Consider the following 17,208-nt stretch of genomic DNA (forward strand, 5'->3'; position numbering starts at 1 on the left):
CTATGTGCGGACCAGACCAGAAATTCTGTAATTAATGCAGCTTCTGCTCACCAATAATCGGGTATTCGGAGGATTGTTGCAGGGAATGCAGGAATTTTACTTGTAGCTGCTAGATAAGAGAAAGAATCGTGTATTCTAAGCAACATTTTTCTACTGAGGTGAATTGAATGCGGTTAAAGTTGCATTTTGGGCAGGAAATGGTGAAATCGCGCGATGGACGATAGATGGAGTTAGATGGGAGGGAGTTGGTTGAGGATAGATGGAGGTTGGATCGGGGTTGATGGGTGGTAGATGGGGTTGGGTTGGGTTGGGTTGGGTTGGGTTGGGTAGATTGAGTGTATTAGGTAGATTAGGTTAGGTTCATTAGATAAAAAACGGCGTCCACGCAAAGTCTGTCCGAAGACTCTCTGCAATGAACGCCGGGGCTGAGCTATCAAGTGGAGCTATGAAGTGGAAACGGCTACGCTGTCTTTTAAAAGGACGGCATTCGTTTCAGCTTATCTTGGAACCAATCGGAATCAGCCTGCGTCCGGCAGGTCATCCCCGGAGAACTGGCTGTTATAGAGATCGGCATAGAAGCCGCCGGCTTCCAGCAGTTCCACATGGGTGCCCTTCTCAATGACGCTACCCTGGTTCATGACCAGGATCAGGTCGGCATCACGGATGGTGGACAGGCGGTGAGCGATGACGAAGCTGGTTCTGCCGTGCATCAGCGTGTTCATCGCCTTCTGGATCTGCACCTCTGTCCGCGTATCTACGCTGCTGGTCGCTTCATCCAGGATAAGGATGGACGGATCGGCCAGAATCGCCCGGGCGATGGTAAGCAGCTGCTTTTGACCCTGGGAGATGTTGGAGGCTTCTTCATTCAGAATCGTGTCATACCCGAGCGGCAGCGTACGGATGAAGTGATCGGCATGCGCAGCCTTGGCTGCCCGCACCACATCAGCCTCCGTAGCCCCTTCCCGGCCGTAAGCGATATTATCGCGGATGGTCCCGTTGAACAGCCAGGTATCCTGGAGCACCATTCCGAATTTGCTGCGCAGCTCACTGCGCTTCATATCGGTGATGTTCACACCGTCAATAACAATCTCCCCGCCGCTGATCTCATAGAAGCGCATGAGCAGGTTGATCAGCGTGGTTTTGCCGGCTCCGGTTGGCCCTACAATCGCAATGGTCTGTCCCGGACTGACCTCGATATTCATGTCTTCAATCAGGAGTTCACCCGGCTTGTAGCCGAACTGCACGTGACGGAATTCCACAGAGCCCTCTTCGGCAGCTGCTGAACGTTTCGCCAGTGTAGCTGCCACTTCAGGAACTTCCTCTTCCTCATCCAGCAGTTCAAATACACGTTCTGCCGAAGCGATGGTGGACTGAATGATGTTGGCGATATTCGCGGTCTGCGTAATCGGCATGGTGAACTGGCGCGAATACTGGATGAACGCCTGAATGTCGCCGACGTCGATCACTTTTTTGGTCACGAAGATCCCGCCGACCACACACACCAGCACATACCCCAGGTTCCCGATGAACATCATCAGCGGCATAATAATCCCGGAGATGAACTGGGAGCGCCAGCCGGAGTTATACAGGTCCTCATTGATGGCATTGAAGTCCTTCAGTGAATTCTTTTCCCGTCCAAAAGCCTTGATGATCCGGTGCCCGGTATACATCTCCTCCACATGTCCATTCAGCTGGCCCAGCGATCTCTGCTGTCCGACGAAATAAGTCTGGGAGCGCTTGGTGATCAGCATAATCACCACGAAGCTAAGCGGCAGCGTAACGATCGTAATCAGGGTCAGCCACGGGCTGATCGTCAGCATCATCACGATAACCCCGACAATCGTCACAATGGAGGTGATCAGCTGGGTCAAGCTCTGCTGCAGGGTGGTACTGATGTTGTCCACATCATTGGTCGCCCGGCTGAGAATTTCCCCGTGGGTCCGGGAATCGAAATATTTCAGCGGCAGCCGCTCCAGCTTGCTGTTGATCTGCTCGCGCATATCATAGACAACCTTCTGCGCCACACCGGCCATTACATACTGTTGAATGTAACTGAACAGTGCACTGAACAGATACAGCCCGGCAAGAATAATCAGAATATTATTCACATAGCCAAAATCAATCTCGGCCCCAGCCACGCCCATCATCTTGCCATAAGCGCCTTCGAAGAGCTTGGTCGTTGCTTTCCCCATAACCTTGGGGCTGAAAATACTGAATACGGTACTGGCAATCGCCATCACGAATACAATAATTAGCTGAACCTGGCGCGGACGCAAATACCGGACCAGGCGGCGCAGGGTGCCCTTGAAATCCTTCGCCTTCTCGGCGGGCATTCTCATGCCGGGACCGCCGCCCGGTCCACCGCCGAAGCCGCCGTGTCTGCCGCCCTGCGGCGGCTTCGCTGCTTTGTTCTGTTCACTCATGCTATTTCCTCCTCTGACAGCTGCGAGGATACGATCTCGCGGTACACCTCATTGTTATCCAGCAGCCCGCGGTGCGTGCCCATTCCGACAATTTGACCTTCATCCAGTACGATAATCCGGTCTGCATCCATTACTGTGCTTACCCGCTGTGCGACAATAAGGACAGTAGATTCCGTAGTCTCCGCCTTGAGCGCGGCACGCAGCTTGGCATCGGTCTTGAAGTCCAGCGCGGAGAAGCTGTCGTCGAACAGGTACACCTCCGGTTTGCGGACGAGGGCACGGGCGATCGACAGACGCTGCTTCTGGCCGCCGGAGACGTTGCCGCCCCCCTGGGAGATGCTTGAATCGAAGCCTTCCTTCATCGCTGTGACAAAGTCATAGGCCTGTGCCACCTTGGCGGCATGAAGAATCTCTTCCTCAGTAGCATCCTCTTTGCCGTAACGGATATTCTCGTTGATGGTACCGGTGAACAGCACGGCTTTTTGCGGAATATAACCAATCTTGCTCCGCAGTTCCTCCTGCGTCATCTGGCGCACATCCACACCGTCCACACTCACCGTACCTTCTATAGCATCATAGAATCTAGGTATCATGTTCAGCAGCGTCGACTTACCTGACCCGGTTCCGCCGATAATGGCGGTAATCTCACCGGGGCGCGCACTGAAGGTAATTCCCGACAAGGCCGCCTGTTCCGCACCCGGATAAGCGAAGGATACATTGTCGAACTCCACATACCCGCGCAATCCGTCACGGCCGTCCTTATGGGTAGCTGTAGCCGTAGTCTTCAGTTCCGCAGAGGTAGGGTCCTTAATCTCAGGCTGCATATCCAGCACTTCATTAATGCGCAGTGCTGAGGCAGAAGCTCTTGGAATCAGTACGAACATCATCGATACCATGATCAGCGAGAACATAATCTGCATCGCATACTGAATGAATGCCATCAGAGAGCCAACCTTCAGATCCCCGTCACCAATGCGGATTCCGCCGTAATACAGAATGGCAATCATCGAGAAGTTCATGACAATCATCATCAACGGCATCAGTCCCGCCATCACCTTGTTGACTTTAATCGCTGTGTCGGTAAGGTCGCGGTTCGCCTCACTGAACCGTCTGTTCTCGTGCTCAATCCGGTTGAAGGAGCGGATGACGCGGATACCGGTCAGATGCTCGCGCAGCACCAGATTTAATTTGTCCAGCTTGATCTGGATCGCCTTGAACAGCGGAAGACCCTTCATTCCGATGAAAAAAATCGCCCCAACCAGCAGCGGAATCACCACCACAAAGATCAGTGAGAGCTTGGCATCCTCCGAAACCGCCATAATAATACCGCCGATCATCATCATCGGAGCACCAACCATCATGCGGAGCATCATAGTCAGTACCGTCTGAACCTGTGTAATATCATTAGTGGTACGTGTAATCAATGAGGCCGTGCCCAGCTTATCGAATTCATGAAGGGTAAAATTTTCCACATGATTGAACACCCGGGAACGGGTATTCTTCCCAAAGCCTGCCGCCACTCTGGCTGACAGATAGCTGGCAATAATAGAGCAAAGCACACCGCCTGCCGCCACCAGCAGCATGAAGCCGCCGATTCTCCAGATATACGGCTGGTCTCCGTCCACAATCCCTTTATCGATAATGTTACTCATTAAGGTGGGAAGATACAGATCACCCATGGACTGCAGGAATACCAGAATCAATACCCCTGCGATGGCCAAACGGAAGGGCTTCAGTTGTTTCATTAATTTAATCAAGCTTCTCATCTCCGTTCATTTGTAACCGGTCTAAGTTAGGCGGAGGATTATCCTCCATGAAGGCATAGACCTTCAACAGCAATTCCGCCAGCTGGTCAGATTCTTCCTCCCCCAGATACGCCACCATCTTCTGCAGGGTAGCGTCCATGTGGTCCCTGGCCTTGCGTGTAATAATTTTGCCCTGTTCGGTCAACTTGATGCGCACTACTCTACGGTCGGAGGCATCGGCTTGCCGCTCAACCATCTGCTTGGCTTCAAGACTATTAATCAGCTGGGTTACCGTGGGCGGAGTCAATCCCAGGAAACGGCTGATCTCCGACACCTTAAGTCCCAGATCCGTAGAATGTGACGCCCGTGCTATACATATCAGTAAAGTCATCTCACTTGGCTTATGCCCCTCCACCGAGTGATGCCAATGCCCTTTGCGCAGCTTCCTTAATGCTGAGAAAAGCTTGTGCCCGACTGAGTTTTCACCTTCCCGCTCTATCCCAATGCTTCCACCTCATTTTAGTTAGGTCTACAAATAATTAAATCATATACTAATTAGGCTACCTAATTATATTTTCGTGCCTGCAATTTGTCAATTCCTGATTACGCCCTTACTATGTAATTTATTTCACATATCCACGCGCAAACGCTCCCTCGACACAAAGGGCCGGGGAGTCTCTCTAAGCTATACAATTCACTGCTCTAGTCCGCTTTAGAATTCCACTCCGTGTTCAACAGCAGTTAGTCCTCTGGTCTTGGACTTCTGATCTGTTCCTATACCCGCAAGAATGAAGCTAAACAATACCAAAACGCTGGCCGTCATCAACAGTGATCTCTTCATGCGCTCTCACCTCCCTGATCAGCTCCCGGTACGCATTCTGCTGGGTATCCGAGGCGTAGTCTCTGTTCAGTTCAAATAAGGTTACACAATTAATGAAGTCCTTGCCGTTGTTCAGCCTGATGGCCAGACGCAGACAATGAATGATATAGTCTATTCCCTTGGCATATTGCTTGCGGGAGATATGGTAGATCGCAATCTGATAATAGAGACGGTACACCCGGTCCACATTGATCGTATCCTGGAATTGTTCAAAGCGCAGCATCTCCCGGGAAAAGCGCGACATCACCGCATCTGCGGAGAATCCGAAGCGGTTGGCCGACTCCATAATGATCACCATGCCGGACAGAATCTCGCCGGGGTGCTCGGACAAGAAAACGATATAGGACGGCAATACAGAGATGTTGCCCATCAGAATCTCAAGCGTAAACCCGTTGGCGGCAGCAAACAGCTTGAAGCTGTCCACACTGCTGCGCCCCTCGTCATCCATCATCTCAAACCATCCGAGATCCGCATAGCCGGCGGTGTATTTCTTGGCCTGCTCATACTCCCCTTGCTTGGTAAGCGCTGATGCCTTCAGCAGATAACCATGCCCGTAATAGACCACCAGCGGACGTTCCGCCTGAAAGGCCTCTGCCCTCTTCCCCTTGCTGCGGCGCAGCTCCTCGCGGTAGATGCCGCTTGCTAATGCCCTCAGCTCATCGGCGAATTTCTCTACATCCTTCCAGCGGTGCAGCGCGAAGCATACCTTCGCCAGCTTCAGCAGCCCGTCCAGCTGCATCTCCTCGGGAAGCAGCCCGCGATACGGCTCGAAGCTGATTACAGCGCGCAGCTTCTGCTCCATATCCACATCGGGAGTGGACTGCAGAGACTTGAAGATACGGTATTTGCTAATCGCCATCCGTTCGGAATAGCCGTCCGGCTCATGGTCTACAATCAGCTTGTAGAATACGACGGATTCCTGTACTCTGCCGCCGCAGAACAGCCTCTCTGCCACCCTGAAGATGATATCGAGCGGCCGCTGATATTCCATAATCCTGCTTAAGACCTCTTCAATGCACTGCTGCTTGCCCATCTCGGCACATTTGACCAGGAAGGGCTCGACGCGGCGGCGGGAGATTCTTTCTTCACTGAAGCAATCATCCACATACAGCGGATACAGCCAGCCTTCCGGGAATCCGAAGGCCCGGGTCATGGCATCCAGCTGTCCCAGCGAGATGGGCTTCGGCGGACTGCCGTGAAGAATGGCGCTGAGACTGCCACGGTTCAGGCCGGATATTTTGGCAAATGAGGCAAGATTATGGCCCGAGCGGGACAGACTCTTCTCGATTTCCGTTCGTAATGTAGTCAGCTTCGCCTCCACCCGGCACCTCCCAATCCATCATTCAGGTTATCCTTCTATTAATTTCCATTATAGGACATGACTATGAAAAGCACAACAAAATGGCCCCACAATAGTAGGACCACAGGTTCCGAACACCGTCAGAAAACCGGTTGTATTATTGATTATTGCTGCAAAGCCGCCTTATTCCTGATCCGCTGACTCTTCGTATTCTTGCCGTAGGGCGCGGCTCCGTTCTTGCGGCTGCGCAGACTCTCCATCATCAGGTTCTGGGCCATGACAATGTATCCGTCCAGCCGCTGGCTAAGCTCCAGCACTGCGTGGTCGCTCAGACTCCGTTCCTGGGCAACCTCCAGGAGCTCGCTTCTTAAGTTCTCTATAGTAAGGAACAGCTCGTCTTCTCTGTAATCCCGGCCGCTAACATCAGGAGAATTCTGGTAAAGGTTCACGGTCACTCACCTTCTCTCTATCAACTTCTCCCTTATCATAAATCATGATGCCAAAAAACAAAATTTGCAAAAAAAGAAAAAAATGTCGCTTGAAGTATAAAAATAAAGCTCCGTTATTTATATATCCTGAGGATGCTCCGGCGGGGGATACCGCTCCCCGAGTACATTCATCGCAAAAGCAATCCACTCCCTTGCGGCAAAGGACAGGTAGCGGTCCTTACGCCAGATCATGCCCAGCTGCCAGGGAATCACCGGCTCGGTCAGGGGAATGACCGTTACCTGCGAACGGTCGATATCCCGGCAGATGGTCTCCGGCAGCAGCGCAATGCCCATTCCGGCGGCGACCATCCGGCTGATCAAATCCCACTGGGAGCTTTCATAGACCACCTTGGGCTGAAAGCCCGCTTTGACGCATTCCGAGATAATCCGGTCATGCAGGGCGAAGTCCTCCCGGAACAGGACGAACTCCTCCTCGGCCAGCTCTTTCAGCGGCACCTGCCGGGCTCCGTCCAGACGGTGTCCTGCGGGAACCAGCAGTTCCAGCTTCTCTTCCACAAAGGTGAAGCTGTGGAACCGGGTCTGATCTACCGGCAGCACAATCGCCCCGATGTCGAGCAGGCCGGACTCTACGTCATCCTCTACTTTCTTCGCCCCGTCCTCATGCAGCCGGATCGTCACCTCGGGATACTTCCGGTGGAATTCCCCGATGACCGCCGGGAAGAAGCTGGCCCCCACCATGGGCGGCAGTCCGATACGGATATGCCCCCGCTTCAGATTGCGCAGGCTGTCCAGCTCAGAGGAGAGACTGGCAAAGGACTCTACAATATTCTGCGCCTTGACGAGCAGCAGCTCTCCGGCATCCGTCAGGCGGATGCTTTTGCCTTCGCGGTAGAACAGATCGGCCCCCAGCTCCGTCTCCAGATTACGGATCATCTTGCTGATGGTCGGCTGGGTAATATACAGCGATTCTGCGGCTCTGGAGAAGCTGTTCAGCCTGGCGGCCTGCACGAAATACTCCAGCTGTCTGATATCCATTAGGTAACCTCCATGTATAGACAATTAGAATGTGAGCTATTCAATCTATTCATTTTACCTATGAAAGAATTGGATGTAAAATTTCAGTAAGAGATGAAAGGAGGTAATCATGATGAAAAAGATTGCCTTAGGCTTACTGCAGGTGGCTGGACTAACCGTGTTCTCCCTGCTGGTTAACGGATTGACCTCACTACTGCATATTCCGCTTCCCGGAAGCATTATCGGGATGATTCTATTATTCCTGCTGCTCGAATCCGGCGTGATCCGTCTGAACTGGGTGGAGGCAGGAGCTTCGTGGCTGCTGGCTGAGCTGTTGCTGTTCTTCATTCCATCGGCTATCGGGGTGATGAACTACTCGAAGCTGCTTGAATCCTTCGGCCTGCAAGTATTGGCTGTTGTGCTCGTGGGCACCTTTGCTGTCATGGCCAGCTCGGGTCTGCTGACAAGCGTTATTTATAAAGTAAAGGAGCGTAGAAGCTCATGATGACCGGACTATTATTCCTTGGACTTACCATCGCGGTATACCTTGTAACCAAACGGATCTATGCTGCTAGCGGCAAAATGTACACCTCTCCGCTGATCATCACCCCGCTGGCAATCATCGGCTTCCTGCTGATCACAGGCAGCTCTTATGAATCCTATAATGCAGGTGGCAAATGGCTGTCAGACCTGCTTCAGCCAGCGACAATTGCCTTTGCGATTCCCCTGCACAAGAACTTCAAGCTACTCAAAAAGCACGCCGCCGAAATTGCGGCAGGCGTGCTGTCAGGAACGGTAACGGCTGTACTGTCTTCCATGCTGCTGGCCAAATTAATGCACCTGAGCGGAGATCTGGCCACCAGCCTGGTCCCCCGTTCGGTAACTACACCGATTGCCATGAGCATCTCGCAGAGCATCGGCGGGGTTCCCAGCATCACCGCAGTCTTCGTCATTCTCACGGGTGTACTTGGAACCATGATGGGGCCCTCGGTGCTGCGCCTCTTCCACATTGAGAATGAAGTGGCGCGCGGAGTCTCGCTGGGCACCGCAGCGCATGGCACCGGCACCTCCAAGGCCTTCGAGCTTAGCTCGCTGACCGGCACCATCTCCAGTATCTCAATGATTCTGGCGGCGCTGTTCTCCATTGGGCTGGCACCCGCACTGCTCGCAGTGTTCATTCATTAAGCAGCTCCCTGGCCCTAAGACGGAGACCTACAGCTTCACAGGCAATCCGCTCTGGGCGGATTCATACGCGGCGCAGGTTACCTTCAGCGTCTTATACCCGTCCTCATAATCGCTGAGAATACGGGAGCGGTCCCCGGTGCGGACGGCGTACAGGAATGCCTCGCTCTCTACCGCGTAAGGATTGCCCGAATTCTTGTATTCCTTGCTGTCCCCGCTGCGGACTTCGAGAAGACGCTCCGGGTTCCAGTCAAGCATTCCGTTGTCATTATAGAAGCTGATTCCGGCCTTGTTCACCTCACCGGGCAGCACACAGGTATTGGAGATGCTGGCGATAATGCCGCTTGCAAGCTTCAAGGACACGGTGCCCACATCGGCTACGGTCACCCCTTCATGCTTCTCATGCATAATCCGGTTGCCGAACATGCCGTAGACCTCTGTCACCTCACCAGCCAAATAACGCACCAGGTCAACGATATGCGTCGTCTGCTCCGTGAATTGTCCGCCAGACTGCTCCTGATTGCGCCACCACGCCACGCCGGGCATTCCGCCCATCCATTCTCCGGTAATCATCCCTACCTTGTCTCCGGCAAGCGTCTGCTTCAGCCGCTGGATATTCTCCTGATAGCGGAAGTGATAGCCTACCGAGGTCAGCAGCTGATGCTGCTTGATATCCTCCAGCAGACTGGCCGGAATGGCCGTACTTGAGCCTAGCGGCTTCTCGATGAAGAAGGGGATATCCCTGCGGATCAGCGCCCGTTCAATCGCCCCGTGCGACTGCGGCGGCACACAGACGTAGACGGCATCCAGCTTATGGCTGTCCAGCATCTCGGTAATCTCCCCGTAGCCTTCGGCCCCGTAAGGGCGGGCCATCTCCTCTCCCTTAAGCTTGCTGCTGCCGCAGACAGCCTTCAGCGACACATCCTCCATGCCCGCCAGCAAATCCGCATGTACCTTGGAGAACCAGCCTGTTCCAACGAGTCCGATATTAAGCGTCATGTCATTACCTCCTGAGTTGTCTGATGAATGCCTTTTCAATAGATTATACCCGCTTAGGTCATGACAGAGTAGTCCTGCCACTCCTCAGGGAGCAGCTGCCGGTAAGAATGCTGCATGAAGCGGTCGTCTGCGAGTATAATGACCCCGCTGTCGTTCTCGCTGCGGATCAGCCGTCCTCCGGCCTGCTGCACCTTGCACATTCCTGGGTAAATATACGCATAATCGAAGCCGTTCTTGCCCTGCGACTGGAAATAGCTCCGCAGCAGATTGCGCTCCAGACCGACCTGCGGGAGTCCGACCCCCACGACCATCACCCCGTTCAACCGGTCACCGGGCAGATCGACCCCTTCAGAGAAAATACCGCCCAGTACGGCAAAGCCGAGCAGCGGCTCCGGGTTGTCAGGACGGAAGGCCGCCAGGAAGCTCTCCCGCTCCGGCTCGCTCATGCCACTGCCCTGCAGCAGCGTAGGGACTTCGGGGTACTTCTCAGTGAACACCTCATAGACATTCCTCAAGTACAGATAAGAGGGGAAGAAGACCAGGTAGTTTCCCTTCTTCGAGACCAGGCCTTTGAGCGCATCGCTAAGCGGCTGTATAGAAGCCTCCCGGTCATGAAACCGGGTCGATACCGGCAGCACAGCTACCTGCCATTGCTCTTTGTGAAAAGGCGAGGCCAGGCTCAGACTGTAATCCTCCTCTCCCGCACCAATCATATCCCTGTAATACGAGAGCGGTGAGAGGGTCGCAGAAAATAGAATCTGGCTGCGGAAGCTCTTGCCCATTTGCTGCAGCAGATGCGACGGATCGAGATTGAACAGCTTCAGATACACATCTCCGCTGCGCACCTCGGCATAAGTAATGTAGCGTTCATCGTAGGTTTTGAAGGTACGGAGCATCCCCTGAACAGCGTAATAGGTATCCAGCAGGCTGACTGTCCCGTCCTCCTCCGCCTGCGCAGAGCTTGCCGGGGAAGAGTTGTTCAGCAGCTCCAGCTCGGCTTCGGCCGCGAAGTTCTCCAGCAGCTCCGGCAGTTCCTCCGGATAGTCCGTCCACTCTCCCGCCCGCTTGTCACCGCAGCTCTTGCGCAGCGCAATGAAGAAGGCATTCACCGCTTTGGCGGCAGTGCCGAGCCGGGGATTCGCCGCTTTGTAGGTCCGGCTGAGCGCCAGGAAGGGCGCCTTGGTCAGCGAAGCAGAATACATCTCCCGGCCCCGGTCTACCAGATTATGCGCTTCATCCACCAGCAGCACGGTGTTCTTCTTACGCTCCTCAGACATGCGCTTCAGACTGATGCGCGGATCGTAGATATAATTGTAATCGCAGATGACGACATCGCTGGCATAGGCAGCATCCAGGGAGAATTCAAACGGGCAGACCCGATGCTTATGGGCATAGTCCGCGATCGTCTCCCGGGTCATCAGCGTCTCCTGCTCCAGCATATCAATCAGCGCGCCGTTGATCCGGTCATAATACCCCTCCGCATAAGCGCAGGAATCATTGCCGCAGATTCCCTCCTCCCGGAAGCAGGCCTTATCCTTCGCCGTCAGGGCAATGACATGCAGATGCAGCCCCCGGCGGTTCAGCATCGTGGCCGCCTCCTGTGCCGCGATCCGTGTAACGGTCTTGGCGGTCAGATAGAAGATACCGGCCGCTTTGCCTTCGCCCAGCGCTTTGATCGCCGGGAACAGAGTGGACATGGTTTTGCCGATGCCTGTCGGTGCTTGGGCGAAGAGATTGGCCCCCTCAGCTATTGAGGTGTAGACGGCGGCAGCGAAATGGCGCTGGCCGGGCCGGTAAGCCGAGAACGGAAAAGACAGATCCGGGATGCTCTCCCCTCTCTTCGCCTTGTAACGGACCATCATCTCGGCATACGGTGCATACCTGCTTACTGTTTCTAGCGCAAAGGCCGTCAGTGCTTCGCGGGTCATCTCCCGGTAGAGACTGTACTGCGCCTCGCTTCCCCGCTGCACATAGGTGAGCTTCACCTGTATATGGGGAAGCGCAAGCTCCGTTGCCAGTATGTAGGCGTACATGTAAGCCTGGGCCCAGTGGACCTCCTTCCCTTCAAGCGCAGGGTCCGGAATTCCGGCCATGGACTTGATCTCCTCCACCGTCAGGCTCCCATCCTCAGCTGTAAGCAGACCGTCGCAGCGCCCGTCAATCTGGAACAGCAGGTCCCCGTAAGGAATTGCGGTCTTCAAGTAGACCTCCTTGCGGTCCCCTTCCTTATATTGCTTCTGAATCAGCTGATGGCTGCGCGTCCCCTCCGTCATGGCGGCTCCACTGCGGAAGCCCGGCTCCAGACTGCCGCTGCTGTAGGCAAATTCCACGAGCGCCCTCACGGACAGTGTGATTTCTGTATGCTCCATCCGTCCCCACCTCCAATAATTTCCGCCAGCTTCCGTTGCGTAAGGCTCATATTCTTCGTTTAACGCCGATATTAACGCGCCTGAGGGTATGGTCTGCGCCGGGTGCATTCAGGCCGTAGTTTACGCGCGCTCCAGGGAGTATACGGCCGCTTCTGATTTTTGACATTCGTTCCCTGGCACTGCATAATAAGTTCTATTGATAATGGTATTCTTATGTCCTCATGCTGCTGTTTCCTCTCAGCCGGGAAACATGTTCATTCTTCAGAAAGAAGGCGAAGCTGTGTCATCCCAAACTGTGAAACGATGGCTCCTTAAGCCATTTGTGTTCTTTTCCATTCTTTTTCTGTTCAAAAGCCTTTTGGCCTGGGGTGTAATCTTTGATGATTTACAGTTCTGGCAATCCGTATTGACGGAGCTGCCCTTTGTCTGGGCACTGTTTTTCCTGATTGAGCGCTTTGCCTCCAGACGGAAGCTCGGCTATTACATGACGGTCAATCTGCTGGTTACCGCGATCTTTTTTGCCGCCATTATGTACTTCAAATATTACGGGGTCATTGTCACTTACCATGCCGCCGAGCAGGTGAACCAGGTCACTGCCGTCAAGAACAGCGTGTTCTCATTGATGGACCCTTATTATCTGCTGATCTTCACCGATATTATCGTGCTGGGCTTCTACTTCTTCATTAACAAGAACGGACGCAATTATAAAAAAGACCAGATCAACCGGCGCAGTGGCCGGACGCTGCATGTCGTACTGTTCGCGGTCTCGCTCGGACTCTGCCTGTTCAATATTCTTCCGAATAAGGCCAGCATGAATGAGATCAAGAAGGCCCAGGAGATGGGCATCCTTAATTATGAAGCATACACGATATTTGCCAAAGATAAAACCGAGCTGGTCCAAGCCAGTGAAATCACACAGAGCACGATTAACCAACTCAAGGGCATCGACTCTTCGGCAGTATCGGCTTATGCTGGTGCCGCCAAGGGCAAAAATCTGATTATAATCCAGCTGGAGTCCTTCCAGAGCTTCCTGCTGAGTCTGAAGGTAGACGGCCAGGAGGTTACCCCTAACCTGAACCGCCTGATGGAGCAGAGCCTGTACTTCACGAACTTCTATCAGATGGTCGGCCAGGGCAATACCTCCGATGCGGAATTCGTGGTCAATTCATCCTTCTATATTCCTCCGCAGGGTGCGGCTACCATGTCTTATATCGACAAGCAGCTGCCGAGTCTGCCCCGTCTGCTGGGAGACAACGGCTATCAGACGGCCACCTTCCACACCAATGTGGTGGAATTCTGGAACCGGGGTGAGCTGTACAAAGCACTGGGCTGGGAGAATTATTATGACCACAAATTCTTCGGAGACGAGGATGCCTTCTTCTTCGGTGCTTCCGATGAAGTGCTCTACCGCAAATCCTCGGAAAAGCTGAAGGAAATGAACGACGCCGGGAAGCCGTTCTATGCCCAGGTCATCTCCATGTCTGCGCATCACCCGTTCACTATTCCTGCAGAGAAGCATAAGTTGAAGCTTCCTGAACGGTATGAAGGTACCTTTGTCGGAGATTATGTCCGCTCACAGAACTACGCGGATTATGCCTTCGGACAATTCGTGGATGAGCTGAAGGCGGACGGATTATGGGAGGACAGCCTGATTATGGTCTATGGCGACCACATGGGACTGCCCATCTATTCGCTTGATAATGACGACAAGGAACTAATGAAGGAAATCTACGGCCATGAATATAGCTACGCAGATATGCTCAATATCCCGCTGCTCATTCATGGCGAAGGACTGGCTCCGCAGAAGCTTGAGCAAGTAGGCGGAGAAGTGGATATTATGCCTACGGCTGCCAGCTTGCTGGGGGTATCGATGGATCACAACCTGCATTTCGGCCAGGATCTGCTCAGCCAGTCCTACAATCTGCTGCCGCAGCGCTACTATCTGCCTACCGGATCGTTCATTTCCAGCTCCGCCCTGCTGATTCCGGGGAACAGCTTCGAGGATAACACCCAATATCCGCTGGCTGCCGGAGGTACTGCTCCTGCCGGCAACGAGGATGAATACAACCGCGCTCTGCGGCTGCGCCAGTTGTCGGACAGCTACGTCACACAATTGCCGGACAAAGAACCTGCCGGAGAATAATTTCTTGATAAGCAGATTCACAAGTGGACAAGTGGAAACGGCTTTGCCGTCCTTTTAAAGGCCGGCACCGTTTCAGCGAGAAATAGAAGGATAAGTTATCATGTGAAACATATAAATTCGTATATTTAGACACAAGGCAGCGCCTCTCCGTAACGGGAGAAGCGCTGCCTTGTTGTAATGTTTATATTAACGTTCCTGATTCTCCAGCATGAGATAATAATCCGCGAAGTTCTCCAGCTCTTCCGGCTCTAGAACGGCCAAATGCTCCTCCAGCAGCAGCAGCGAACGGCGCTGTGCTTCATCCAGCACCTCTTGCCCTTTAGTGGTGATCGTGACGATCACCGCTCTGCGGTCGTTCTCGTCTGGAACGCGGGCGATCAGCCCCAGCAGCTCCAGCCGGTCCAGCATGACGGTGACTGCACTGGATTTCACTTCCATCTTGTCCGCCAGTTGAATCACCCGTGCATGCTTCTCCTGAAAGATCATATGCAGCAGCCCGAATTGTGGCACGGTCAACCCTAATTCCTTATGCATTGACATCTGCGACATGATTCTGCGCTGAACCTTCCACATGGATAATCCCACACGTTCGATCAACGGATTGATTTCTTGCGACATCCCTTTCAGCTCCCAGTTCGTTCGTTCTGCCTCAAGCGTACCATTATACCGGTTAGACATACAAACATTTTTGGAAATAAAATAGGATTCCACGCCTATTAATCTATGATTTTTTATACATAATCCATCATTTTCCGACATAAAAATTCTTTTTTTTTGACGTCTGCTCAAACCTGAGCGTATGCGCTATAATCGTAGCAGTGATAACTAAAACTTACTTAATATTAAAGAGTCAGGACTGGTGATATTTGTTATGAAATTAGCAACAAAATTAACATGGATGATGCTGATTGTATTGCTACTGGTTGGTTCATCCATAGGCTTCTTCGGTTATCATGCAGCTTACAAGCAGATCGATGAAGCTGCAGGCATTGAATTGGTAGGCTGCGCGAATATAACAACCGGCCTTATCGATCCTGCCGACATAACCGCTCTGGCTGCCGGGGATACCGGCAAGCTAACTGCGATTGAAGACCGCATCGGATGGATCAGTGATCACAAGCCTATTTTCAAAGAAGCCTTCATCTTGTCACTGGACGGCAAGGTGCTGGCGGCTGACAAAAACTTCAAAAAACGCGGCTACAAAGCTGGAGACCCCTTCTACTTCTCAGATGAAGATAAAGAAATGATAACTGCCATGAAGCATTCCGCCTACTCGAAAGTGTATACATATCAGGGCACCTCCCTCAAAACCGGCTACGGCCCCATCTATCAGGACCATGACCCTACCAAACCCATCATTGCATTAATGGCGATTAACTTCGACGGCCCGTTAATTCAATCCCGGACAATGGATATCATTACCCAGCCCTTCCTGATTGGCAGCTCGATTCTGATTATTGCGATTCTCGCCGCCTATCTGCTGATCCGCCGGATGGTCAGCCCGCTGACCAAGCTGTCCGCATCCGTCAACACGGTAGCCAAAGGCGATTTGACCCGGGAACCGCTGCTCTTCACAGCCAAGGACGAGATCGGCAAGCTTGCCCGCGACTTCAATGCGATGACCCTGAATCTACGTGACCTAATCACACAGGTCAACGATACGTCCATGCTGGTTGCCTCCTCTTCCCAGGAGCTGTCCGCCAGCGCCCAGGAGACCAACCGCGCCGGAGAGCACAGTGTTAATGTCACCCTGGATCTGGCCGACGGGGCACATACCCAGCTGCAGAATCTGGAGGGCAGCTTCAAGGCCATACAGGATATGTCGCATTTCATTACCGAAATTGCAGGCAATGCCGACAGCGCAATGAACCAGGCAGCCATCAACTCCCAGAAGGCCCGTACAGGCCGGGAATCTATGGACTCGACCACCTCCCAGATGGCCATTGTGGGCGCAAGCATCTCGGATCTATCCGGCATTATTGAGACGCTGGGCAGCCATTCCAAAGAGATTGAGAATATCGTCGGCACCATAGCCAGTATTGCCGAGGAAACGAACCTGTTATCCCTTAATGCGGCTATTGAAGCTGCACGGGCCGGAGAAGAGGGCCGCGGCTTCGCCGTTGTGGCAGGCTCTGTACGCAAGCTGGCTGAACGTTCGGCCGGATCTGCCCGCCAGATCGGTGAGCTGGTCAGTCTGATTGTCCAGCAGATGGACAAGGCTGGAGACACCATGAAGCATTCCACGGCAGAGATGCATCACGGTAAAGAGATGATTATCGCGGCCGGACATTCCTTCTCCGAGATTGAGGCCTCTGTCTCCGAGATGTCTACTCATAGTCAGCAGATTTCGGCCACGGTCCGCGAGCTGGCCCTGCTCTCTGACGGACTTGTCACTTCGATTCAGAAGATCGTAGCGGTCTCCAATCAGACGGCCGAGGGTGCAGAGACCTTGTCCGCCTCGTCCCAGGAACAGCTTGCGGCCATGCAGGAGGTCGAATCCTCCGCTGCATTCCTCTCCTCCCTCGCAGAGAAGCTGCAGGTATTGGTCGAGAACTTCAAAATTTAGGACGGAACTTTATATATTATTCGAACAAAATCATCCTGCGGGTGAACGATGCTAATGCCTCCCTCACCGGCCGCTTTTAAGGAGCGGTAATGTTGCACTTTTGGAAGGATTTCTCTATCCCTTTTACTGGTTGAAGTA

Annotated in this window: 13 protein-coding genes; 4 read left to right on the forward strand and 9 right to left on the reverse strand. The window is 53.2% G+C overall.

The window, feature by feature from the left end; translation table 11 throughout:
• Positions 1-518: 518 nt before the first annotated feature.
• The 6 genes from ACFSX3_RS21055 to cidR form a co-directional block, all read right to left on the reverse strand.
• Positions 519-2,423, reverse strand: a complete 1,905-nt coding sequence (locus tag ACFSX3_RS21055; RefSeq protein WP_379254579.1) for an ABC transporter ATP-binding protein — start codon at positions 2,421-2,423, stop codon at positions 519-521.
• Positions 2,420-4,180, reverse strand: coding sequence for an ABC transporter ATP-binding protein (locus ACFSX3_RS21060; protein ID WP_209989191.1), 1,761 nt, complete (start codon positions 4,178-4,180; stop codon positions 2,420-2,422). Before ACFSX3_RS21060 ends, ACFSX3_RS21055 begins: the two co-directional genes overlap by 4 nt.
• Complete coding sequence (locus tag ACFSX3_RS21065) at positions 4,173-4,559, reverse strand: MarR family winged helix-turn-helix transcriptional regulator (RefSeq protein ID WP_209989194.1); 387 nt, start codon at positions 4,557-4,559, stop codon at positions 4,173-4,175. Before ACFSX3_RS21065 ends, ACFSX3_RS21060 begins: the two co-directional genes overlap by 8 nt.
• Before the next feature lie 403 nt (positions 4,560-4,962).
• Positions 4,963-6,369 (reverse strand): DNA-binding protein, encoded by a 1,407-nt coding sequence (locus ACFSX3_RS21070; RefSeq protein ID WP_209989197.1) that lies wholly within the window; start codon positions 6,367-6,369, stop codon positions 4,963-4,965.
• 143 nt (positions 6,370-6,512) lie between these two features.
• Positions 6,513-6,797 carry an aspartyl-phosphate phosphatase Spo0E family protein gene (locus ACFSX3_RS21075; RefSeq protein WP_209989409.1) on the reverse strand — a complete coding sequence of 95 codons (285 nt, stop codon included), beginning with the start codon at positions 6,795-6,797 and terminating at the stop codon, positions 6,513-6,515.
• Between the two features lie 117 nt (positions 6,798-6,914).
• Positions 6,915-7,832 (reverse strand): cidABC operon transcriptional activator CidR, encoded by a 918-nt coding sequence (cidR, locus tag ACFSX3_RS21080; RefSeq protein ID WP_209989200.1) that lies wholly within the window; start codon positions 7,830-7,832, stop codon positions 6,915-6,917.
• A 112-nt stretch (positions 7,833-7,944) separates the two neighbouring features.
• Between cidR and ACFSX3_RS21085 the strand changes: the two genes are divergently transcribed.
• Positions 7,945-8,316: a CidA/LrgA family protein gene (locus ACFSX3_RS21085; RefSeq protein ID WP_209989414.1), complete on the forward strand. Its 372-nt coding sequence runs from the start codon at positions 7,945-7,947 to the stop codon at positions 8,314-8,316.
• On the forward strand, positions 8,316-8,996 hold the full coding sequence (locus ACFSX3_RS21090) for a CidB/LrgB family autolysis modulator (RefSeq protein ID WP_209989411.1): 681 nt from the start codon (positions 8,316-8,318) through the stop codon (positions 8,994-8,996). The genes ACFSX3_RS21085 and ACFSX3_RS21090 overlap by 1 nt, the downstream gene beginning before the upstream one ends.
• Positions 8,997-9,023: 27 nt before the next feature.
• On the opposite strand, the gene ACFSX3_RS21095 is transcribed toward ACFSX3_RS21090, so the two are convergent.
• Positions 9,024-9,992: a Gfo/Idh/MocA family protein gene (locus ACFSX3_RS21095; RefSeq protein WP_209989203.1), complete on the reverse strand. Its 969-nt coding sequence runs from the start codon at positions 9,990-9,992 to the stop codon at positions 9,024-9,026.
• A gap of 53 nt (positions 9,993-10,045) precedes the next feature.
• The gene (locus tag ACFSX3_RS21100; protein WP_209989206.1) at positions 10,046-12,361 is read right to left on the reverse strand and encodes an ATP-dependent DNA helicase; all 2,316 of its coding nucleotides are present in this window, start codon (positions 12,359-12,361) and stop codon (positions 10,046-10,048) included.
• 250 nt (positions 12,362-12,611) lie between these two features.
• On the opposite strand from ACFSX3_RS21100, the gene ACFSX3_RS21105 reads away from it, so the two are divergent.
• Positions 12,612-14,504, forward strand: coding sequence for an LTA synthase family protein (locus ACFSX3_RS21105; RefSeq protein WP_209989209.1), 1,893 nt, complete (start codon positions 12,612-12,614; stop codon positions 14,502-14,504).
• Positions 14,505-14,690: 186 nt separating this feature from the next.
• Here ACFSX3_RS21105 and ACFSX3_RS21110 read toward each other — a convergent pair whose 3' ends face one another.
• A complete protein-coding gene (locus ACFSX3_RS21110) occupies positions 14,691-15,122 on the reverse strand; it encodes a MarR family winged helix-turn-helix transcriptional regulator (protein ID WP_379254571.1) in 432 nt (143 codons plus the stop codon).
• A 253-nt stretch (positions 15,123-15,375) separates the two neighbouring features.
• Here ACFSX3_RS21110 and ACFSX3_RS21115 point away from each other — a divergent pair, with 253 nt between their 5' ends.
• On the forward strand, positions 15,376-17,070 hold the full coding sequence (locus ACFSX3_RS21115) for a methyl-accepting chemotaxis protein (protein ID WP_209989213.1): 1,695 nt from the start codon (positions 15,376-15,378) through the stop codon (positions 17,068-17,070).
• The last annotated feature ends 138 nt before the right edge of the window (positions 17,071-17,208 follow it).

It is taken from the genome of Paenibacillus rhizoplanae, assembly GCF_042684125.1.
GTDB classification, from domain to species: Bacteria; Bacillota; Bacilli; order Paenibacillales; family Paenibacillaceae; genus Paenibacillus_AQ; species Paenibacillus_AQ rhizoplanae.